Below are 21,121 nucleotides of genomic sequence, written 5' to 3' on the forward strand. Positions count from 1 at the left end.
GTGGGCCGTTCCGGCGAGTGCGGTGGGCGCGGTGTGGAGCTGGCGGCGGCGGCACAATCGCAATGTGGGGGTAAAGTTCTGCATTGCGATCGCCATGCTTGGGGCGTTGGTGGCGTTTTTCATGAACCTGGTTAGTCAGGCCAACGATACCCGCTTAGTTCTGGCCGAACTGCTGATCCAGCTCCAGGTGTTGCATAGCTTCGACTTACCTCGTCGCAAGGATTTAGGCTACTCCATGATGATCGGTCTGATTTTGATTGGGGTGGCGGCTACGATTAGCCAAACGCTAATTTTTGGAGTATTGCTGCTGCTATTTTTGGCGATCGCCCTCCCCGTGCTGATTTTGGATTATCGCTCCCGGTTGGGCATTGTCACCTACAGTCTGCGTCAAGCGGGGACAGACCTATCCCCAAAGCGGTTTATCCCCTTTTTGCTGGTGGTGTTGGGGTTGGGGTTGGCGGTGTTCCTCTTCTTGCCCCGCCTGCCGGGATACCAAATCCGCAACTTTCCTGTGAGTAACCCAATTGAATACAACCAGGACTTTGACGGACGCACGATCACGAATCCGGGCTACGTCCGAGGAGGAGAGCAGGATGGCACCGGTCCCCAGGGTGATAATTGGCAAACGGGGCCGGGGGAACTCGATCCACAGTTTTACTATGGGTTCAATACGCGCATTAACCAAAACTTGCGGGGTCAGATGATTCCCCAGGTGGTGATGCGAGTGCGATCGCAGGCGGAAGGCTTTTGGCGAGTGCTGGCCTTTGACCGCTACACCGGGCAAGGCTGGGAGATTTCGCGCAATGGGGAGGATGATATTGAGCAGGTCGAGCGTTCCTTCTGGTCCTATCGCTTTTTGATTCCCCCTGCTCTGACCGCCCGTTCCCGCAGTCGTGAAATTATTCAAACCTATACGGTGGTTTCGGATTTGCCGAATCTGATTCCGGCACTGTACGCACCGCGAGAACTGTACTTTCCTACAGAGGAAATCGCGGTGGATTTGGAAGGGGGATTGCGATCGCCCGTCAATTTGGCGGAGGGGCTAACCTATACCGTCATTTCCGATGTGCCCTATCGCGATCGCACCAGAATGGCCGGGGCTCCGACCGAGTATCCCAGCTTCATTCGCAACTACTATTTGGATGTACCAGAGGCATCGCGCGATCGCATTCGGCAGGAAACGGAACGGATCCTTGCCGCATCTCCCAGTCCCCTCACGGCTCCGTCGGAAATTGCCCTCTACCTGGCGCAATATCTCAAGCAAAACTATACGGTAATGCTGGATTTGCCGTTTCTAGATCCGACGGATGATCTGGTGGAGCAGTTTTTGTTTGAGTATCAGGGTGGGTATCCCGACCACTTTTCATCGGTACTGACGGTGATGCTCCGTTCTGTGGGTATTCCAGCGCGGCTGGTGGTGGGCTTTGGCCCCGGACAGTTCAACCCGTTTACCGGATACTACATCGTCCGCAATACCGATGCCTATGCCATGACCGAGGTGTACATTCCGGAGATGGGCTGGTTTGCCTTCGACCCGATTCCCGGCCATGAAGTCGAGCCACCCTCGTTCCGCGAGTCCGATGCCTTCAGTCTGGTGCGTCGGTTTTGGAACTGGATTGCCGGATGGCTTCCCTCCCCGGTTTCGGGATTTCTATCGGGACTGTTCCAACTGATTAGTTCCGCGATCGCCAACACTATTCAATGGCTCACCACATTGCTGAACCGGGGATTTCTGGGCGTGATTGTGGGGATTGCGCTGCTGCTGGGGACAGGGCTTCTGGGTTGGTTTGGCTGGGGGCTGTGGCGGACGTGGCGCTATCGACGCTGGCTAAAACGGTTGCCCCCGATGGAGGCGCTCTACCAACGCATGCTGAGCCGTTTACGTCAGCAGGGTATCCGCAAATCTGCCGCCCAAACGCCCTGGGAATTTGCGGCACACTGTCGGGAGCATTACCCGCCTGACCAAGCCGACCGCATTGACGCGATTACCCATGCCTATGTGGAATGGCGCTATGGAACGCGATCGCCCAATTTAGCCACCCTCAAACACCACCTCAGCCAGTTAACAAAATCGCCCTATCCCGAATGGGAAAAGCCCCTAGAGGTACCGTCTAACGGGCGTGATCGCGTCGGTTCTCGTTCGTGAGGGATGGAGGGCTGTGGCTCAATCAACGCTTTCCCATCTACAAAAGTTGGCGATCGCCCCAATCCAACGGACTGGCGATCGCGTTGACCTCACTACTGAGCAGCAGCATTATCTCCGACGGGTGTTGCGGCTGGAGGCGGGCGATCGCTTCATCGTGATGGATGGACAATCGGGCTGGTGGTTGGCGGAACTGGGCACAGAACCGGATCAGGCGACGTGTCTAGAGGCGATCGCAATCCAGAACGAACTGCCCGTTTCAGTTACGCTGCTGATGGCGATGCCCAAGTCGGGGATGGATGATGTAGTGCGACAGGTCACGGAACTGGGCGTGGCGGCGATTGTGCCCGTGCAGAGCGATCGCACCCTGTTGAACCCTAGCCCCCAAAAGCTAGACCGCTGGCGACGCATTGCCCAGGAAGCAGCGGAGCAGTCTGAACGCCAAATCATCCCGACGATCCATGAACCGCAATCCTGGACAGGGGCGATCGCCCAAGCAGAATCCCTTGCAACCCTGCGCCTGATTGCCCTGGAACGCTCCGATTCTCCGTCCCTGCTCCAAGCCCTTTCGCCCCTAGAAAATCGTCCAGAAGCCGCGATCGCTATTGCCATTGGCCCGGAAGGGGGATGGACAACCGCAGAGGCCGAACGGGCGATCGCCGCTGGATTTCAGCCTGTAACCCTGGGTGCGCGAATTTTGCGATCGGTGACGGCTCCGGTCGCTGCCCTGGCTGTAATTGCTGCGGTTTCTGAAGATCCGGTGCGTCCACGACCAGAAGCGTTAAGCTGAGGAAGATTGTGCCCAACTGTTCCGTCGCCATTCCCTAAATCCCATGACCGACGATTTTGTTGCTGCCTTTAATCAAAACGACTACGCCACGGCGGCGCGATTGGTCAAAGCCCGCCTCAAAGCCAATCCCCGCGATCCGATGGCGTTGCTCTATGCGGGAAAGTTGCAGGAACAGGCCGGGAAAGCGGAATCCGCAGGCCACCTCTATCGCCAATTGCTGAAGGAAACAACGAATCTGAAAATTGCCATGCAGGCACGGCAAGGACTCCAACGATTAGAAGCGGCAGAGCAAGCAGCCCGCCAAGCCCGCATTGCCCAAGCCACGCTCAACGACGACAACAGCCGCACCGGATTTTTAATCCTGAAAGCGATCCCACCGGAGGGAAAGGCCGAATCCGCCAAATACTTTGCCCGCATCTTTCAGCTTGATCCCTACACGGCGCGGATGCAGTTGCCGAGCCGGGGCTGGAAGCTCTACCGCACGGGAGCCTTGGGCGCACTGAATGTCTATCAGCAGGAGCTAGCAGCGGCTGGAATTCCGGCGTTTACAGCGTCTTTGGATGCGGTCTCGAACATCCACCTCTTCCGCGTGAATCACCTCCAGTCCGATGATCCGAATCCGGCGATTATTTGTCAGAACGAAGCCGGACAGCAGGGGGCGCTGAGTTTTCAGTGGTCAGAGGTGGCACGGTGCGTGAAAGGTCTATTGCCGATTTTTGGAGATGTGGTGGATCTAGGAGCTTGGAAGCGCTTGCAGTGGAAAGAGCGGATGCAGGACTATGTGCAGGTGTATGACCTCCACATTCCGCGACGAAACTGTATTTTGCGGTTTTGCGACAGCAGCTACCAATTTCAGCACGGGCTGAGTTTTTCCCAAGAGGTCGCTGATGGGGCGATCGCCCAATCCACCATCCGCATTAATTGGAATCACTTACTTCAATACCTCGATCGCCACTTAGAGGGAGTCCCCGTTTGGACAGATTTCACCACCTTTGCCGAAACGGCTCTAGATCATTTAGATCTCGTGGACGGTCTTCATGCCCACATCGACATCCTCCGCGAAGCGGATAGCAACTGGGATCCGGCGTTCCATCTCTACAGCAGTCTGATCTTTCTCCACGACGGAGCCTAGGCATGGATCGGGCAACCCTAGGTTCTTCGCTCCAACGGTGGCGCATGCACATCGACAGTGACGTATCGCTGGGGAACGGACGGTCGGATCTCGCCCATGCGGCCCAAGTAACTCTGAGTCGGCTAGTGGTGCTGCGGCTGTTGGAATGTTGGGGTATAGAACCAGACGGCTCTTTAGCAAGATTCGGAACGGTATCGGATGTCTATCCTCAATTTGAGGTCTATTTAAGCGAGGTGAGCGATCGCTATGCTCTGCCGTTCCTCCATCCGGCATGGAATGAACTAGAACCGGAACCGATCCACGCTCCTCCCATGCTGTTCCTATCCACCGAGGGGTTTCAGGAGATTCTCTCCGATCTGTATCAGTCTATTTGGACAGAGGCATTACGCACCCATCCCGCAACGGTTCTAGAACTGCTTTGGAGCGATCGCCCCTCCCTTCCCTCTGAGCAAACCTCCGCCCCTCCCTCCCGCCAAAAGTCCTACGGAGCCTACTACACGCCTGCTGATATCACCCATCAGATGGTGGATGATGCCCTACACGCCTACCGTCAACACCATCTATTTACCTCATCATTTTGTGTTCTCGATCCAGCCTGTGGATTTGGGGCGTTTTTGATCACAGTTTGCGAGTGGTGGATGGCGTATTTGGATGGAAAGGAGTCCTTAGGGTTCCGTTCGCGTCTGGGCATTACAAACTGGCGAAATCCTGAAACCCTGTCTTTCGCTCTATCCCCCCTCTACGGGGTTGATCTCGATCCCGATGCTGTGGAGATGACCAAATTGCTTCTCGTCCTAACGGTACTTCGGCACGGCAATCCGCCCTGGAACGATCGAAGGGCGATCGCCCAAACCCTGTTCACGAAGCTAAATCAGCGGATTCGGTGGGGAAACGCGATCGTTGCCCCCGACATTGAAGAAACTCAGTCCCTTTCTCGAAAAGATAGAACTCGTCTACGTCCGTTTGATTGGCATCATGAATTTCCAGCGGTCATGACATCCGGTGGATTCGATGTGGTGATTGGCAATCCACCCTATCTGGATTCGGAATGGATGGCGCACCACATGGCGATCGAACGTCGATATTGCGCGACCCATTACCAAAGTGCGGTCGGCAATTGGGATTTGTTCTGTATCTTTATCGAGCAAGCTTTTAATCTCTGTAAACCGGGTGGATTCACCAGTCTAATTGTGCCGAACAAGCTGCAATCCGTCCCCTACGCAGCACGGACACGCCAGATCCTCGCCCACGACCACACCCTCCTCCATCTGCGGGATTATTCCCAAGAGTCTTGTTTTCCGGTTGCGGTCTATCCCATCGTCTATCTCGCCCAAAAACGACCTCCCCAACCCTCCCAGGCAATTCAGTATTACCGCATGGGAACCCGAGAAGATCACGCCCAATACGCCATTCCCTACCACCGCTTTCTGCGGTCTACCTGTCAAACCTGGTGTACCTCGCAGCCCCGATTGATGCGACTTCTGGAACGAATGGAGGAGCAGTCGAGTCCGCTAGGGGCGATCGCCTCTGTTCTAGGTGCAGCAACGGTAGCAGAAGCCTATGATATTCAGCCGCTTTTACGCGATGATGCCCATGCCGATCTCCAATCCTCGTGGCGGGTGGTGAACAGTGGCACCATTGATCGCTACCGGATGCTGTGGGGACAGAAACCCCTCCGCTACCTGAAGCACACCTACCTCCATCCGGTGATCCTCCACGCGCAGCAAACCTGCCTATCCCCAACGCGACAACAGCAGGCCAATCATCCCAAAATCATTGTGGCAAGTATGACCCAGGTTTTGGAATGCGTGGCAGATGTCCAAGGCAATATTCTGGCGGGAAAATCAACCTCGATTGTGCAGAGTGCGATCGCCCTTCCCTATCTTCTTGCCATTCTCAATAGCAAGCTGATGAGTCTCTATTACCGTTGGATCTTTGGCGGCCATGCCCTCCACGGGGGATATCTGCGCGTGGGCACGGCTCAGTTGCGATCGCTCCCCATTCGGCTACCGACGGAGGACTGGGAATCGGATTTTATTCAATCCGGGATTCGCAACGTGGAATGTCTCCTATCTGAAGAAAGGGCGATCGCTCGTGCGGATCTCAATCAAGCGATCGATCAATGGGTCTACCAATTATACGACTTTTCTAAAGGAGAAATTGAGTATTTGCAGGAAAATTCCTGCTAAAGCAGCGTTAACTCAGCAATATTCCAGCCTCAGCCCAAAACGTAACCCAGTCAGGACTTATACCAATTTCAAAAATTCCGGCTACAGATGAAAGGCTGACATCCCTGACGGAGCAACGCATTCATAACTCAAAACTGAGCATTTCTCCTGCGGAGACGCTGCGCGAACAAAACTCAGAATTGGTATTACGCACTACGTGCGGCGTCCTGAGTCTTTTAAGCGATTTTGCACAGGTTACACCGTTTCTCCTAAGTTGGGCTATATAGCACTAGCCATATCGGTTAAGACATTGTGGTGGGGTGGCTTTGCCGCCCCACCACAATGTCCATGTCCTAAGCTAGCTGGCAACAGCTATAGATGCCAACGCGTAACCTAGGGTATGACACGGCTTTCGTAACTGAGAACTGGTATTACACCCGCGCAAAATCGCCCAATTGCATAAGTCCTGCCAGTTCAGCAATGGAATCGCCCCTTGCCAAACGCTAAGAATGGAGCATGAACCCGCTAGCCTAAGGTTTAGGAGTCCGGAACTATGCCCTGATGGGGATGCCCACGCACCGCCAGCCAGGAAAAGCGATCCGCCAGCCTTAGCAGTCCCATTTATAAAGTCCCCAAACAGCCATGAGTGCGTTCTAATTTTCTGAGAGCAGGCGATCGCCCGGAATTGATTTCGACCGCTTAAGTCCTTTCACCACAATCAATTCAGCGTTTTTGTCAAACTTTGTCCATTGATCTTCGGGGGGCTTGCCTTAGAATAAGAGTAAGAGCTGTAAAATTTCTTAAACAATTGTTTGGTTTAGTAACCTATGACCTCAGCGCTTTCCCTCTTTTCCCCGGTTGAGGATGATCTCTGCCTCATGACAGAGAACCTAAAGCAACTGGTTGGAGCCCGACACCCTATCCTGTACGCAGCAGCGGAGCATCTGTTTAGCGCTGAGGGCAAACGCATTCGACCTGCAATTGTTCTACTCTTGACACGGGCGATCGCCCCTGGTCAAGACCCGACCCCCCGCCACCGACGACTGGCCGAAATCACAGAAATGATCCACACCGCCAGTCTCGTCCATGATGACGTGGTGGATGAGTCAGAAACGCGACGAGGCATCCCCACCGTTCACAGTAGCTTTGGGAATCGGGTTGCGGTACTAGCGGGTGATTTCCTGTTCGCCCAGTCCTCCTGGTACTTGGCAAATTTAGACAATTTAGACGTGGTCAAGCTGCTCTCCCAGGTGATCATGGATTTGGCAGAAGGGGAAATTCGTCAAGGACTCAACCGCTTCGATACGTCGCTCTCCATCGATGCGTACCTCGAAAAAAGCTACTACAAAACCGCTTCCCTAATCGCGAACAGTGCAAAAGCGGCGGGGGTGCTGAGCGAGGTTCCCAGCGAAATGGCCGAGCAGTTCTATCGCTACGGTCGCTACCTTGGCCTAGCCTTCCAGATCGTGGACGATATTCTCGACTTCACAAGCTCTGGTGATACCCTCGGTAAGCCCGCCTGCTCAGACCTTAAAGCAGGACACCTGACCGCTCCGGCTCTCTATGCCATGGAAGAGGAACCCTATCTCGAAACGCTGATTGAACGCGAGTTTGCCCAAGAGGGAGATTTAGAGCAGGCGATCGCCCTCATTCGCAATAGCCGAGGGATTCAGCGTGCCCGCGATCTGGCTTCTCACCACGCCCAGGCCGCAGCTCAGGAATTGGTAAACTTGCCCCCTTCGGACTCACTTCATACCCTGGTCAGCCTGTCAGATTACGTTCTACGGCGGCTGTACTAACCGCAATGGGCAATCGGAAATGAGCGAACAGGTAACAGGAGCTTCCCGTTGAGAGGCTCCTGTTTTGGGAGGGACTAACCATGAGACTCGCACACGGGCGATCGCAGTCACCAACGTGACCTGCCAAGACGCGATCTGGAATCTATAGCGCTAGCTATATCTTGGTATAGAAAAACACGTCTTCCCCACCCCCAGTACCTTCCATTGAGACCAGGCCATAAGCAAATGTACTGATCCTTAACGTCCAATGCTCAGTTTCTACGCAAAATTTGGCTCTGATTGCCACAAAAACTTTATAGAAGGCTTACATAGTTAGATCTAGACGACCAATCCATAAAGTTCCCACAAAGATTTCAGTTCATTATGAGGGTGTCAGTAGGTTTACTGTGGTTTAAGTTCCGCGAATTTACTAGCGTTAGAATAGCGCTTGAATGTGCACGCTTACGTTGTGTTTCAGGGTTCCGACCGCATCAACCTACGGCTGCCGATTACCGATCGAGTAGCTCGTATAGAACCATATCCCGCTGTGGGTCGAGGTAGACATTAGGCGATGTCAGAAGGAGGTTGGAGTTCAGCTTGTAGTCGTTGGAGATAGGTTCGAATAAACTGCTGAACATCCTTACACCCAATTTCGACGCCCGTTGCTCGTTGCCCCGGGGTTTCAAAAAAGACCGTGCTATCTACCGTTTTAAGCGACATCATCTGAAACAGAATGTGAATAACCGGGACAGGTAAGGCCACGAGCTGTGGGTCATCGGCACCGGGCATTTGCATGGCGTCTTCAGGTGTTGGAAAGGCGTAAACCACTCTTTTTTCAATGTTTGACTGTTGGCGATTATTAAGGGTCGTCACCAACCACCGCTGTTCCAACGTTTGCAAAACAAAGTATTCAGGGTGTTGTAATTTACTCGCCAGGCTCTTCAGGGCTGGGGCGATCGTGCGAACCAGGTTAGGGGTTTGGCCATCTTGCGGGGCATAATCCACTAACGCTTGAATTTGTTGATCAAAATCCATTGGGCAATTCTCGTCTAGTAGTCGGTCACTCAATTCAGTACCTGGTTTCCAAAACAAAACCATTCTTGTGCATGCTAACAGTCAGCCCCCCCGGCTTGACTTGTCCACCTCTAGGAAATCTGAATAAGGCTATGGTGGCTTCAAGTTTTGAATGCTCGAAAGACTATCAGGATCAAAGTGTCTATGGCGTGGAATCCACGTTTGAGCTGTTATTCCATGAGTTTAAACAGCATACTCCCGAATCCGAGCAGCGATGCAGAGCCGTTGCCACTCGGTTAGCGTCAGAGGTTGATCGCATTTGCGCTGAAAGTTCGCGAATTCAATCCTCTGGCGAAGTTGGCAATTGGTCGGTCACGCTGGCTCGTCATCGCCTAAAGCAGTGCCTAAAATATTACCGCTTGGGGTCACGCCAAGGCCGGGTAGAACTCCACAGTACTCTTAGCGCCGTGGTATACCGCTATGTGACGATTCCGAAAACCCAAGCCAGCTACCAGGCACGACTCACGTTAATTGAAGATTTTCTCCAAGGATTTTATATTGAGGCGCTCAATGCCTTTCGTCGGGAAAATGCGTTACCGACCGACTACTGCCCGCGATCGCTCCTCGAATTAGCCGAATATATGGCCTTTACCGAGCGCTATGGCAAACGCCGGATTCCCCTCCCCGGACGCCGCAGCCAGCAGTTAATTATCCTGCGGGCACAAACCTTTTCCCATCAACAGCCTCCCGAAGCGATGGTGGATATGGAACAAGCGGCTGAAGGGGGTGGCAACGACAGTGACTATAGCTGGAATACGCCCTCGGTGCAGCAAGTGCGGGAGCAGATGGTGTCCTTAGAGCCGGAGCCGTCGGAGTCCGACCTCCGCAGCAGCATTATTCGGGAGTTAATTACTTACCTCGAAGAACGCCAGCAGGACGACTGTATCGACTATTTCACCCTGCGCTTGCAAGACTTGCCCACCCATGAGATCGAGGAACTTTTAAACCTCTCCCCGCGTCAGCGGGACTACCTCCAGCAGCGCTTTAAGTACCACCTCATCCGATTTGCCCTCTCCCACCATTGGGAATTGGTACACCTGTGGTTAGAAGCAGACTTAGAGCAAAATTTGGGGTTACCTCCCCAGAAGTGGCAGATTTTTACAGAGAAATTGCCCCGTCAGCAGCAAGAGATCCTACACTTGAGGCGACAAGGCTTAGCCGATAGTGCGATCGCCCAGCAGGTTGGAATGACCCCCACCCAACTGCAAAAGCAGTGGACGAAAATTCTTGAACTTGCGTGGGAAATCCGAAATAGTGATTAATGTCCGGAGCAGGGGTATCGTTCCATGAATACAGAGTCAGACGTAATCAAGAAGTTACTGGCTTGGTTACAACAGGATCCCAACCCCATTGATCGAGCACCATCAGGGCATAGTTCCAGACAAGAGGTTGGCTCAGGTTCATCTGAGACGATGGATCCAAGCATTGAGAGGGCAGATGCTGTTGAGATGCATCAAATGTCTAAATCATTAGATGGCTCAACGGATGATGTCTTAAATCGCCACTCATTAATCGAACTGGGAGATATACCTGCCGTGCGAAATCGTTTCCATGCTCTGTTAAAGCGTCGATTGCGTTCCGAGATTGAACGGAATCCCCCTCTGTTTCCTTGGGAGAGTCAAATTCATGATTACAGCGCCGAGGAGGAGCCTGAACTGAGCGTTTCAGGGCAAGTTGCCCCTGCACAGTTCTGGGGGATTCAGCTTCAGCCATCCAGCGTACCGACGCTGATTCCTGATGGGGTGCTGACCCATGTATTTGACTACTGTCAGACCTTAGTGCAGTCTCCCCTCCGCACAGGAGAACGGCTGGTCAAGGCGGTGGAAGATCTGTTTCCGGGATATGACCAAGTGCTGCATCAAGTGGCTGGAGCAGTGTTGGCAGCGCCCGCCCGATCGGGACGGCTGGCAGCCGAAATTAATGCCACCGATCCGTCGGGCACGAACCTTCCGACCCAATACGATACGGCTAATCCTCTCCAGCAAATGGCTCTGTCGCTTGTGGTTGCCCAGCGGTTCTTTGACGCATTGACCCTTACGGTTCCTCTGCATCAGCCCCACACTCAACATCAATGGTTTACAGCAGTGGGGACTTTGGTGCTGTCGCTGGACTATGGGCGATCGCCCCGGTCGGTACTTCGGATTCGCGGCGAGTTTCCCGATCAAGGCTGGCTGTGTTTGCAAGGCGATGGTACGACCGTGCAGGCTGAGCGGACTGAACCCGGTGAACTGACGGTAGAGCTTCCGGATGTGGTAGTGGGTGACACCTACCGTCTGAGTTTATCGGTAGGGACATCTGCCCCCCCGTTGCGCTGCGTTGTGCAGGTTGTGGATGATTCTGAGCGTTAGGTGTAGGGGTAAGTTCTTAGGGACGGGTTTTGCGGCTAACCTTTGATACCTCTGGGTTTTGTTAGTAAACCCGTCCGTACAACCCATCTGTATTTCAGCAGATTTTACCCGTTTTGATTTGAACAGTTCATCTAAGCATGCGTGGCAGTGTCAGCAGATCCAGCATCGCCTAGGGTCAGTCTTCTAGTTAAAACCCGTACTATTGCGCAGTGAAGGAATCGTAAATAGCGACTAGACTGGGCATAAATCAAGTGGGATCAAACGTCTAAGTTTGGCTATAGGGTGACGGAATACGTGCCATCCATGCCAAACCTTACACCAGTGTTTGAGCATTTCTCCGCTTGATTTCCTCCCCATGCATGTTGCGGAGTACAGGGTTGAATGGTTCAAGGCGACAACCAGAAACCACACTTGATGGTCGTTGACGATGAGGTTGATAACCTCGCACTGCTATACCGCACGTTTCGCCGCGATTTTCAGGTACACAAGGCGGAAAGTGCTCGTGAAGCGCTAGAAATTCTGGATCGGGAAGGCGAGATGGCTGTGATCATCTCTGACCAGCGGATGCCCGGAATGAGCGGGATTGAGTTTCTCGGTCAAACGCTGGAACGCTTCCCCGATACGATTCGGATGGTGCTGACGGGTTATACCGACGTTCACGATTTAGTCGATGCCATCAACAACGGCAAAGTCTTCAAGTACATCACCAAACCTTGGGATGCTCGTGACCTGCTGCCGATGGTGCAGCAGGCCGCCGAAACCTATCGAGCGGTGAAGCAGCGGACTAGCGAACTGAATCGAGCACTGCGCCGAGAATCCATGTTTAATGCAGTCATGACTGCCATTCGAGAATCGCTGGATTATGACAGCATGCTGCAAACGGTGGTCGAGACCATGGGCCGGACATTTGCAGCGGATGCTTGTATTGTCTATCCGTTAGAGTTGGTATCTTCCCATGCTTCCTCTGATCTAACGCAATCTGATTCACCACTGCCCTTTGTAGATGCCCATGCATACTGGTCGGAGTCCGTTCTGGGAATAGAAGCCCTACAGGCAGAAATGATGATTCCCCCCCAAGCGGTACTGGAGTCCGTGGGCGATCGCCAGTTTCGGCAGGTTCAATACTTCAGCGGTGACCAGTCCTATCATCACCTGATTTTGCCGTTGGTGACTCAGCAGCAGCCGTTAGCGGTGATTTCGCTGTACAAATCGACGGATGCAGGCTGGCGACCGGAGGATATTGAAGTCCTAGAAAGCGTGTCTGAACAGGTGGCATTGGCGATCGCCCAGGCCAGACTCTACCAGCAAGTCCAAAGCCAAAAAGAGCAAATGCGTGCCGAGTTAGAAGTGGCTCGCCAAATTCAAAGCAATCTGCTCCGCCAACGCCTTCCCAAACTTGACACGGCTCGCATTCAAGCCTGTTGTCATCCGGCTCGGGAGGTCGGAGGGGATTTCTTCGAGGTCTTTCAACATCCGCAGGGAGATGTGTGGTTAGCGGTTGGGGATGTATCGGGTAAAGGGGTTCCAGCCGCACTCTTTATGGCAAGCGCCATTTCGGTGTTGCGTCGCGAACTATCGCAGGAAAAGCCGCCAGAACCAAACATTATTCTCCAAAACCTGAATCGCAGTTTGCTGGATGACCTAGTGCGTACCAACTGCTTCATTACGATGGTGCTTGCTCAGTACACTCCTGCAACTCAGCAACTGACCTACGCCAACGCCGGACATCTGTATCCCCTGGTTTGGCATCATCCAAACGTCATTGCTCAAGCCCAGGAGGGATCGATAGGGCCACGCTATCTCAAAACTAGGGGTGTACCGATCGGGATTTTGCCAGAGTGGATGGCCAAATCTGAGCAGATTTCGCTTCAGACGGGCGAGGTGTTTCTCCTGACGAGTGATGGCATTACTGAAGCGGTAATGAACACCTCTGATCCTGAAAATAACAATCCCAGCCAAGGACGAGCAATGCTTCACCAATCTGGACTGTGGCAACTTGTCGTTCGGCAAGGAGGGACACTGGATTTGGCTCAAATCCTAGCGGATATCCAAGCCCAAAATCCGGTACAGGAAGATGATCAAACCATTCTTTCCCTGGAGGTGCTGTGAGTCATGAAGAGCGAACTTCACGTTCCCAGCGACTTACGGTTTTTAACCATTGTCGAAAACTGGCTCTTGGGCGCTCTAGAAGTAGAATTGGGCGATCGCATTGATTGGCCTCGCCAAGCTAATCGTCTCCGTCTGGTTTTGGCAGAAGCCTACTCCAACGTGGTACGCCATGCCCACAAGGATCAGCCAAACCTACCAGTCCTGATTCGTTTAGAGTTACAGGATCGAGATTTGATGGTCGAGATTTGGGATCATGGTCAGGGGTACGATCTCTCGACGTATCTCCCGCCATCGCCGGATAACGAAAAGGATGGCGGATACGGATGGCTGATTCTGAATCGCCTGATGGATCGGGTGGAATACCGTCTCCAAGTCAACGGCCAAAACTGTCTGACCCTGGTCACAACGCTTCCTGAGCAAGAACCGGATCCCCAGCCAAAAGATTAATACAACGAGAGCAATGCGATCTAAAACCGATTAGGATACGATTGCTGGCTTTGAGGTGGTTGTAATGTCTTCTCGTTTGATCCCTGCGGCAATCAGGGTTGGGGTCAGTCCTTCCTCAAGGTTATCGTCTTCGATAATGACCTGGTTCTCGACCAGACGGGCATGAAACAGAATGGCATCCATCCATCGCTGTTTATCCCAGCCCGTAGCCAGAATGAGAAAGTGACCAGAATCCGTATCGCAGACAGGATAGAGCTTGATCGATTGAAGTCGAGGTTGGTTAACGGTTGCTGCCTGTACCGTTTGCTTGAGAATGTCCGCGTAGCTTAGTGGGTGATCCATTGAAGAATCTTTTTCGAGGGTGCGACGTAGGGGGAAGTGTCAATCGTCTCGCTTGGACATTGTAATTAATCTTAACGAGAGCAAGACTTGAAGGGCTGGAGATTCAGGGGTGTGGAAGTAGTGCCTCATTTCTTAACCAGCAGGCATCAGATGACCCAACTTGTCTATGATTGTCCATGGGGACTATCCCCATATCGCAAGTGTAAGGACTTGCGTTACACTCCTTACACTTGCCTTGCCATTTTTTCGGTCAACTTTACCACCTCATGACTACTCCGATCTATCTGGACGCTCACTGTATCCACGCCCTTGATCTTTCCCCTGCCAAGTCTGTGATTGAGCCGATGCTAAATGCCGGGAATATTGGAGCCTCCGAACAATCCGTGGCGTTCAGCATTGACTATCCGCGGGAACCCAATGATCCCCGCGAGATTTCAGAAATTCCAGAGGTCAGACTGTGGTTTGTGCGGTTGGATGCCGTTTATCCGTGGTTTCCCTTCGTCTTGGATTGGGGCACCGAGTTAAGCCGCTATACCGCCATGCTGGTTCCCCATCAGTTCAGCCGTTCTGACGGGATTCAGTACAATCCTGAAGCGCTGGAACTGTTCGTTATGCACAAGATTTTCATCATCCTCGACTGGCTAAAGCAGGGAGGACTTGAAGGGCGTTCTAAGGTAAAAGCCTTGGCGCTGACCCTAGGATACGAACTCGATGACGCATTTTTCGATTTGGTGGAGTAATGAAAAAGCCGCGTGCGCCCCGAAATCGTACGCTGACCCTTTCAGAGGGCGATCGCCCACGGTTGCGATCGCGCCTTCTGGTTCCTCCCGATGATCAAAGCTGGCCATTCCCCCTACCCAACGGTACAGTCTGCGGTGACTGCTTGGCGATCGCTCCCCAGCTTCCCCCAGAGTCCGTGGATCTCCTGGTGCTCGACCCGCCCTATAACCTGAACAAAGACTTTAATGGGCTAAAGTTTGTCAAACACACCGTAGATGATTACACCCAATGGCTGAATCAGGTCATCACAGTTCTCAAACCGCTCCTTAAACCCGCTGCTTCCGTCTATATCTGCGGGGATTGGTTTTCATCGATTTCCATTTTTACCGTTGCCACCCAACACTTTACCGTGCGTAATCGCATCACCTGGGAACGGGAAAAGGGACGGGGTTCCCAGCGCAACTGGAAGAATGCCAGCGAAGATATCTGGTTTTGCACGATGTCCGATGACTATGTGTTCAACGTGGATGCTGTGAAGCTGCGCCGTCGCGTGTTGGCTCCCTATCGCGATCTGAATGGCACACCGAAAGACTGGCAGCCAACGGAGAACGGCAATTTCCGAGACACCCATCCCTCTAACGTATGGACTGATATCACCATTCCCTTTTGGTCGATGCCCGAAAACACTGACCACCCGACCCAAAAAAGTGAAAAGCTAATGGCTAAGCTCATCCTGGCCAGTACAAACCCTGGGCAGCAAGTGTTCGATCCATTTCTAGGGAGCGGGACAACGTCCGTGGTTGCCAAAAAGCTGGAACGCCGCTATTTCGGCATTGAACGGGATGAGGAATACTGCCTCCTCGCTGAACGCAGACTGGAATTAGCAGACGAAAACTCGGAAATTCAAGGCTTTGTCCAACGCATCTTTTGGGAACGAAACACGATGTCCCTACGGCGGCGGCACACTGGAAATTAGTCGTAGGAGCGCAATTCTATTCAGACGCTTGAAGTCGGCAAAGGGATTGGCGAATAGGGCAGATTCCAAGTTGAGCGTTATCATAGACACGCCTACAACCCATCGTTTGGGTTCGCTGTTGCTACGGAAACCTGCAAACCATGCCACTGTTGATTATTCTGGCACTGGCGATCGCCCTCCTCGCCGTGTTGTTTGCCTTGCAAAACAAGGCGATTGTAACCATTAGCTTCTTTATCTGGACATTTAACCAACCCTTAGCGGTCGTAATTCTATCGACATTGGGCATTGGCGTTCTCGTTGGATTATTGGTATCAGTTCCGGCCATTCTGCGGCGAAATTGGCGCATTTCTCGCCAAGTCACCCAAATTAATTCACTAGAGAGCCAGATTCAAACGCACCAAACGGAAGTGAGTGCGATCGCCGCTGCCCACCAGCAAGAGTTAGACCGTACCCGCCAAAGCCATCAGGCGCTGCTTTCGGCGCTGTCGATCGTCGAACCCCAAACGGGATTACTGAGTCACACCACTGCTGCCCAAGCCGCATCCTACCTACTCCAGCAAAGCGTGCAAAAGCCGGAGCTTCAGTCCGTTTGTGCCTATGTGATTGAGCAAAACGAACTCCAGGAAACGACGGTTCCCCAAGATCAGATCCTGCGTCAAGGCATTTTACGGGCGATCGCAACCCGCCTCCAAGCCTGCGCTACTCCCACAAGCTGGCTCCATTCGGATGGCTCCGGTCGCCTGATCTGCCTGACCCCCGGACTCAATCCCAAGTCTGCCCTAGACTATGGCGAAAAAATGCGGGCAGCGCTGTCCGATACGCCCCTCACCCTGGAGAATGGTGCTACCCTGCCCTCCAATATCAGCATTGGTGGGGCGATCGCCGAGTCTGCGGAACATTTAGAGGGTTCTCAACTGATCGACCAAGCGGTTCAGGCGCTCCAAAACGCTAAACAGCGGGGACAAAACCGCTTTCGCCTAGAACAAGTAACCCGCTAGAACTAAGGACAGTTCTCGCCTGCAGTGGCGCTATAAGCCATTTGCCAAAAATCGGTTTCTAGGCGGGCGATGTCTAGAAATACCTGCTCGGCTTGGTGCTGCACATCCTCCGATTCCATAGCCAAAGCCTCATTAGCCTGTTGTTCCAATAAACCGACATAGGCCGTAAAGTCCCGATTGCCCCAGCGGTTGGCAAACTCATCATAGGGCGGTGTCATCGTGCCAGGATTTTGCCATCCCTGGTTGTAGGCTAACTCAATCGCCCATAATGCCGTGGATTGCACGGCGTAGGGCGTGTCTGCTAGACGAGCCATCATGGCGCAGTACTCCTGACAGGTCGCCTGTTTCGGAACATCGAGCGTTAAATCCCGTTCCTGGGCTTTGGCCTGAAACCACAGCAGTTCGTCCTTAAGGGCAATCATGCCCCCCAACAGCACGTCCATGTGAACCGGAGGGGCGATCGCAATCACCCGCGCCAGCAGTTTGGTGAAATCAATCACGAATAGGTAATCCTGAACCAGCCAGGTATTGAACTGACTTGGCGAAATCTCCCCCGTTTTGCACTGCGTTAGAAACGGATGCACCGTTGCCGCTTGCCATGCTTGGGGATGTTTTTCTAAAAGCTGTTGTCCGGTTAGGGTCATAGTTCTCTTGGGGTTCGGTTCCGCAGCTAGCTAGTCAGCAATGATGCCCTGTCCGGTTGCAAGGGCGATCGCCCGCGGATAGATGTAGTGCTCCTGCACCTGGATCCGGGCATGGAGGGAGGCGGGATCGTCATTGGGCAACACCGGAACCACCGCTTGAATAATGATCGGGCCGCTGTCCACTTTCAGTTCGACATAGTGTACCGTACATCCCGTAACGCGCACGCCTGCCTCCAACGCTTGTTCCACCCCCCGCACGCCGGGAAAGCTAGGGAGCAAGCTCGGATGAATATTGAGCATTCGTCTGGGAAAGGCATCAATCAACGTCTGGGTGACGCGGCGCATCCAGCCCGCCATCACCACCCATTCCACCTCGTACTGCTGCAAGGTTTCCACAATGGTGGCGTCAAATGCTTCCCGATCCGTCCATCCTCGGTGGTTGAGCAACACTGAGGGAATCTTGAGGCGATCCGCCCGTTCCGCAGCCTTTGCCCCCGGATTGTTGTAGATCATGACCTGAATTTGAGCATTCAAGTTCTTTTGGGCGATCGCCTGGGCAATGGTCTCAAAGTTGCTGCCACTGCCAGACGCCAAAATCCCTAATTTCAGCGGCGGCGCATTGAAATCGGGGGTGAACTGAATGGTGGGGGATACCAGCGCTGACGGAGTCTCTGAAACGAGGGAAGAATCAGAACGGGCCTTCATGGACATGCTTACAGTAAGAAATTGAGAGTCGAAATTTTAGTAACGGCAACGAGGAGTTTAGCGAGATAAATCTTCCTCTTTAAGCGATCGCGCCTTAGACGAAGGGACGTCTTCGTAGGCAGTGACTTGCTCCTCTTGAGTCAGGTATTCAAGGTCAAGCTCCTGCTCTTCCGCCACAGGCAGTTGGCCAACGGCATAGGATTCGTCGTCATAATCCTCCGAGAGATGGTCTGAACGGTTGAAGGTTTTCCAGGCCGCTTTCATACCCACAAAAACGCTGCGAGTGGTGACCCCAGCCTGCTTTACTTGATTTGTAACGCCGCTCACGCCATCGTTTACTTTTTGGGTGACTTGACCCACGTTCTGTACCCCTTCACTGACATCATCCGTGAGTTCCGTAATTTCCATACTGGTTAGGCGAATGGCCTCCAGGGTTGGGGGAAGCTCACGACTCAGCGTATCAAACAGCTTTTCCGCACTGCGCGATGCCCGTCCTAACTCCCTAAACGCCGGAATCGCCACAGACAGGAGTGCCGTGAGGCTCACGGCAACAAGCAAAATGGATAATCCTAACCAAAAAACTGGATCAATCACAGATATCGCCTATGGTGTGCTGGGATCCCGAACGGATGATGGAGAATCGGTGGACGAAACCGTATCTTTATGAAATTTTTGACGTTCCTTTTGGCTGGCTTCTACCCCAGCGGCGATCGCGTCTCGCAACCGCGTTAAGGTTCCATCCCAGTTCTTTAGCGCTGACTCCGAGAGCCGATCGGCTTGGAACTGAACCGTCGTAGACAAATCTTCTGCTAATTCAGGCAGGGCATCTGCGGACTTTCGCAAGAGTCGTCGTGTCTCACGCCCAGTTCTGGGTGCAAGGAGTAACCCCGCCACCGCCCCGGCGGCTGCACCCAATACTAATCCTCCTAAAAAGGCTCCTGTTCCCCCTGAGCGCCGTTCTGACATTCGATTGACCTCCCTACAACTGTTCCCTGCTCACCATCATAGATTTTTTAACCCACTTTGAACGCCGCTGCCGTCTAGCGGGAGATAGGCGGAACCAAGCCGTTTGTCCAAAACTGAGCAAGGACAAAACCATTTGCAGCCTTTGCAGTTGTAATTCCAGACCTTGGTATCGTTGACGGAGCCGATAGATTCCGAGCTGTCCTTTCATAATGGCCTGGGGCGCACCGTACAGCACATTGTGAGTACTGCGCTCTGCAATATCTAAACCACGAACGGCGATCGCCAAGGCACGACGAATCTTTAGAACCCGCCAAACGCCGTACCAGCAAAGCCCTGCGATCGCCAAATTAATATTAATAATCAGAACCGCTAGCCCCATGCTGCTATTGACAGTCCGTTGTCTAAATCAACTAAATCCATGAAACCTTTGACCACTATTTAACCACTGAATTCTGCGAATGGGGCGTCTGTTCAGGAGCTTTCTTCCCCCTCTCCAACAGCGATGGTGGATCACAAAAGCTAGTGGTAATGATCCCCCGACATTTTATAGTAAAGAGGCTGGTCATCTTTATCCCCTCCCGTGAAACCGATTACTCTTCTTGGCTCAACTGGCTCGATTGGCACCCAAACCCTGGATATTCTGGCGCAGTACCCTGACCAGTTTCGGCTTGTAGGGTTGGCAGCGCGGCGAAATGTAGACTTGATGGCTGCCCAAATTCGCCAGTTCAAACCGGAGATTGTCGCCATTTGCGATGCGTCAAAGCTGGCTGACCTCAAAGCGGCGATCGCCGATGTTGATCCCCAACCGATCATCCTAGCCGGGGAAAAAGGGGTGGTTGAGGTGGCTCGCTATGGCGATGCCGAAGCGGTCGTCACCGGGATCGTCGGGTGTGCGGGACTATTGCCCACGATCGCAGCAATTGAAGCGGGTAAAGATATTGCCCTTGCCAATAAGGAAACATTGATTGCAGGGGGGCCAGTGGTGCTGCCGCTGATCCAAAAGCACGGGGTGAAGTTGTTACCCGCCGATTCGGAACATTCCGCCATTTTCCAGTGCTTACAAGGGGTGCCCGATGGGGGACTGCGCCGAATTATTTTGACCGCCTCCGGTGGCGCATTTCGCGATCGCCCCGTGGAAACCTTGGCGAGCGTGACCGTTGCCGACGCTCTGAAGCATCCCAACTGGTCGATGGGGCCTAAGATTACGATTGACTCTGCTACCCTCATGAATAAGGGACTCGAAGTGATCGAAGCCCACTTCCTGTTCGGCATGGACTACGACGGTATTGATATCGTGATCCATCCCCAAAGCATTATCCATTCACTGATTGAACTTCAGGATACGTCCGTCCTGGCGCAACTGGGATGGCCGGATATGCGGCTACCGCTGCTGTATGCGCTGTCCTACCCAGAGCGAATCTACACCGACTGGGAACCGCTTGATTTGGTCAAGGCCGGGAATCTGACCTTCCGGGAACCGGATCATCAAAAATATCCCTGTATGCAGTTGGCCTACGCCGCGGGTCGGGCCGGAGGGTCTATGCCGGCGGTGCTGAACGCGGCGAATGAACAAGCGGTGGCGCTTTTTATTGACGAACAGATTCAGTTCTTGGATATCCCCAAAGTGATTGAAACCGTGTGCGATCGCCATCAATCTGGTAACCGCAGCACTCCAACCTTGGATGACATTTTGCACGCGGATCAATGGGCACGCCAAGAGGCGATCGCCGTGAGTCAAACATTATCCTCCGCCTCCGTCGTCAGCGTTCGATAAACCTGGG

The 21,121-nt window shown here is 53.2% G+C and carries 20 protein-coding genes; 13 read left to right on the forward strand and 7 right to left on the reverse strand.

All coding sequences use genetic code 11. The features are described 5' to 3' along the window. The 5 genes from IGR76_07340 to sds form a co-directional block, all read left to right on the forward strand. Nucleotides 1-2,146, forward strand: a 2,146-nt coding sequence (locus tag IGR76_07340) for a DUF3488 domain-containing protein (GenBank protein ID MBF2078323.1), incomplete at its 5' end; no start/stop codon positions are given. Between the two features lie 13 nt (nt 2,147-2,159). Further along, nucleotides 2,160-2,933, forward strand: a complete 774-nt coding sequence (locus tag IGR76_07345) for a 16S rRNA (uracil(1498)-N(3))-methyltransferase (protein MBF2078324.1) — start codon at nt 2,160-2,162, stop codon at nt 2,931-2,933. Nucleotides 2,934-2,976: 43 nt separating this feature from the next. Further along, a complete protein-coding gene (locus IGR76_07350; protein ID MBF2078325.1) occupies nt 2,977-4,065 on the forward strand; it encodes a tetratricopeptide repeat protein in 1,089 nt (362 codons plus the stop codon). Between the two features lie 2 nt (nt 4,066-4,067). Further along, the gene (locus tag IGR76_07355; GenBank protein MBF2078326.1) at nt 4,068-6,254 is read left to right on the forward strand and encodes an Eco57I restriction-modification methylase domain-containing protein; all 2,187 of its coding nucleotides are present in this window, start codon (nt 4,068-4,070) and stop codon (nt 6,252-6,254) included. A gap of 806 nt (nt 6,255-7,060) precedes the next feature. Beyond that, nucleotides 7,061-8,032, forward strand: a complete 972-nt coding sequence (gene sds / locus IGR76_07360) for a solanesyl diphosphate synthase (protein MBF2078327.1) — start codon at nt 7,061-7,063, stop codon at nt 8,030-8,032. 543 nt (nt 8,033-8,575) lie between these two features. On the opposite strand, the gene IGR76_07365 is transcribed toward sds, so the two are convergent. Continuing rightward, the gene (locus tag IGR76_07365; GenBank protein ID MBF2078328.1) at nt 8,576-9,046 is read right to left on the reverse strand and encodes a hypothetical protein; all 471 of its coding nucleotides are present in this window, start codon (nt 9,044-9,046) and stop codon (nt 8,576-8,578) included. Between the two features lie 131 nt (nt 9,047-9,177). Between IGR76_07365 and hetZ the strand changes: the two genes are divergently transcribed. The 4 genes from hetZ to IGR76_07385 all read left to right on the forward strand — a co-directional run bounded on the left by hetZ (nt 9,178) and on the right by IGR76_07385 (nt 13,989). Beyond that, a complete protein-coding gene (gene hetZ, locus IGR76_07370) occupies nt 9,178-10,347 on the forward strand; it encodes a heterocyst differentiation protein HetZ (GenBank protein ID MBF2078329.1) in 1,170 nt (389 codons plus the stop codon). Nucleotides 10,348-10,542: 195 nt separating this feature from the next. Next, complete coding sequence (locus tag IGR76_07375; protein ID MBF2078330.1) at nt 10,543-11,433, forward strand: hypothetical protein; 891 nt, start codon at nt 10,543-10,545, stop codon at nt 11,431-11,433. A 381-nt stretch (nt 11,434-11,814) separates the two neighbouring features. After that, on the forward strand, nt 11,815-13,542 hold the full coding sequence (locus IGR76_07380) for a SpoIIE family protein phosphatase (protein MBF2078331.1): 1,728 nt from the start codon (nt 11,815-11,817) through the stop codon (nt 13,540-13,542). Nucleotides 13,543-13,545: 3 nt separating this feature from the next. Continuing rightward, on the forward strand, nt 13,546-13,989 hold the full coding sequence (locus IGR76_07385; protein MBF2078332.1) for an anti-sigma regulatory factor: 444 nt from the start codon (nt 13,546-13,548) through the stop codon (nt 13,987-13,989). A 30-nt stretch (nt 13,990-14,019) separates the two neighbouring features. On the opposite strand, the gene IGR76_07390 is transcribed toward IGR76_07385, so the two are convergent. Then, a complete protein-coding gene (locus IGR76_07390) occupies nt 14,020-14,331 on the reverse strand; it encodes a XisI protein (protein ID MBF2078333.1) in 312 nt (103 codons plus the stop codon). A 266-nt stretch (nt 14,332-14,597) separates the two neighbouring features. On the opposite strand from IGR76_07390, the gene IGR76_07395 reads away from it, so the two are divergent. The 3 genes from IGR76_07395 (at nt 14,598) to IGR76_07405 (ending at nt 17,025) form a co-directional block, all read left to right on the forward strand. Then, complete coding sequence (locus IGR76_07395; protein MBF2078334.1) at nt 14,598-15,071, forward strand: CRR6 family NdhI maturation factor; 474 nt, start codon at nt 14,598-14,600, stop codon at nt 15,069-15,071. Next, a complete protein-coding gene (locus tag IGR76_07400; protein MBF2078335.1) occupies nt 15,071-16,027 on the forward strand; it encodes a site-specific DNA-methyltransferase in 957 nt (318 codons plus the stop codon). Before IGR76_07395 ends, IGR76_07400 begins: the two co-directional genes overlap by 1 nt. Nucleotides 16,028-16,167: 140 nt before the next feature. Then, the gene (locus tag IGR76_07405) at nt 16,168-17,025 is read left to right on the forward strand and encodes a DUF1049 domain-containing protein (protein ID MBF2078336.1); all 858 of its coding nucleotides are present in this window, start codon (nt 16,168-16,170) and stop codon (nt 17,023-17,025) included. Nucleotides 17,026-17,027: 2 nt separating this feature from the next. On the opposite strand, the gene IGR76_07410 is transcribed toward IGR76_07405, so the two are convergent. From IGR76_07410 to IGR76_07430, 5 genes are read right to left on the reverse strand one after another with little or no spacing between them, the layout of a single operon-like run. Further along, the gene (locus IGR76_07410; GenBank protein ID MBF2078337.1) at nt 17,028-17,669 is read right to left on the reverse strand and encodes a TenA family transcriptional regulator; all 642 of its coding nucleotides are present in this window, start codon (nt 17,667-17,669) and stop codon (nt 17,028-17,030) included. Nucleotides 17,670-17,699: 30 nt separating this feature from the next. Then, a complete protein-coding gene (locus tag IGR76_07415) occupies nt 17,700-18,374 on the reverse strand; it encodes a phosphoribosylglycinamide formyltransferase (protein MBF2078338.1) in 675 nt (224 codons plus the stop codon). Nucleotides 18,375-18,431: 57 nt separating this feature from the next. Next, nucleotides 18,432-18,968: a DUF948 domain-containing protein gene (locus IGR76_07420; GenBank protein MBF2078339.1), complete on the reverse strand. Its 537-nt coding sequence runs from the start codon at nt 18,966-18,968 to the stop codon at nt 18,432-18,434. 9 nt (nt 18,969-18,977) lie between these two features. Continuing rightward, nucleotides 18,978-19,340, reverse strand: coding sequence for a YtxH domain-containing protein (locus tag IGR76_07425; GenBank protein ID MBF2078340.1), 363 nt, complete (start codon nt 19,338-19,340; stop codon nt 18,978-18,980). A gap of 13 nt (nt 19,341-19,353) precedes the next feature. Then, nucleotides 19,354-19,719 carry a hypothetical protein gene (locus tag IGR76_07430; protein ID MBF2078341.1) on the reverse strand — a complete coding sequence of 122 codons (366 nt, stop codon included), beginning with the start codon at nt 19,717-19,719 and terminating at the stop codon, nt 19,354-19,356. Between the two features lie 201 nt (nt 19,720-19,920). Between IGR76_07430 and IGR76_07435 the strand changes: the two genes are divergently transcribed. Beyond that, nucleotides 19,921-21,114: a 1-deoxy-D-xylulose-5-phosphate reductoisomerase gene (locus IGR76_07435; GenBank protein MBF2078342.1), complete on the forward strand. Its 1,194-nt coding sequence runs from the start codon at nt 19,921-19,923 to the stop codon at nt 21,112-21,114. Nucleotides 21,115-21,121: the final 7 nt, after the last annotated feature.

It is taken from the genome of Synechococcales cyanobacterium T60_A2020_003 (assembly GCA_015272205.1).
In the GTDB taxonomy this organism is placed as follows: domain Bacteria; phylum Cyanobacteriota; class Cyanobacteriia; order RECH01; family RECH01; genus JACYMB01.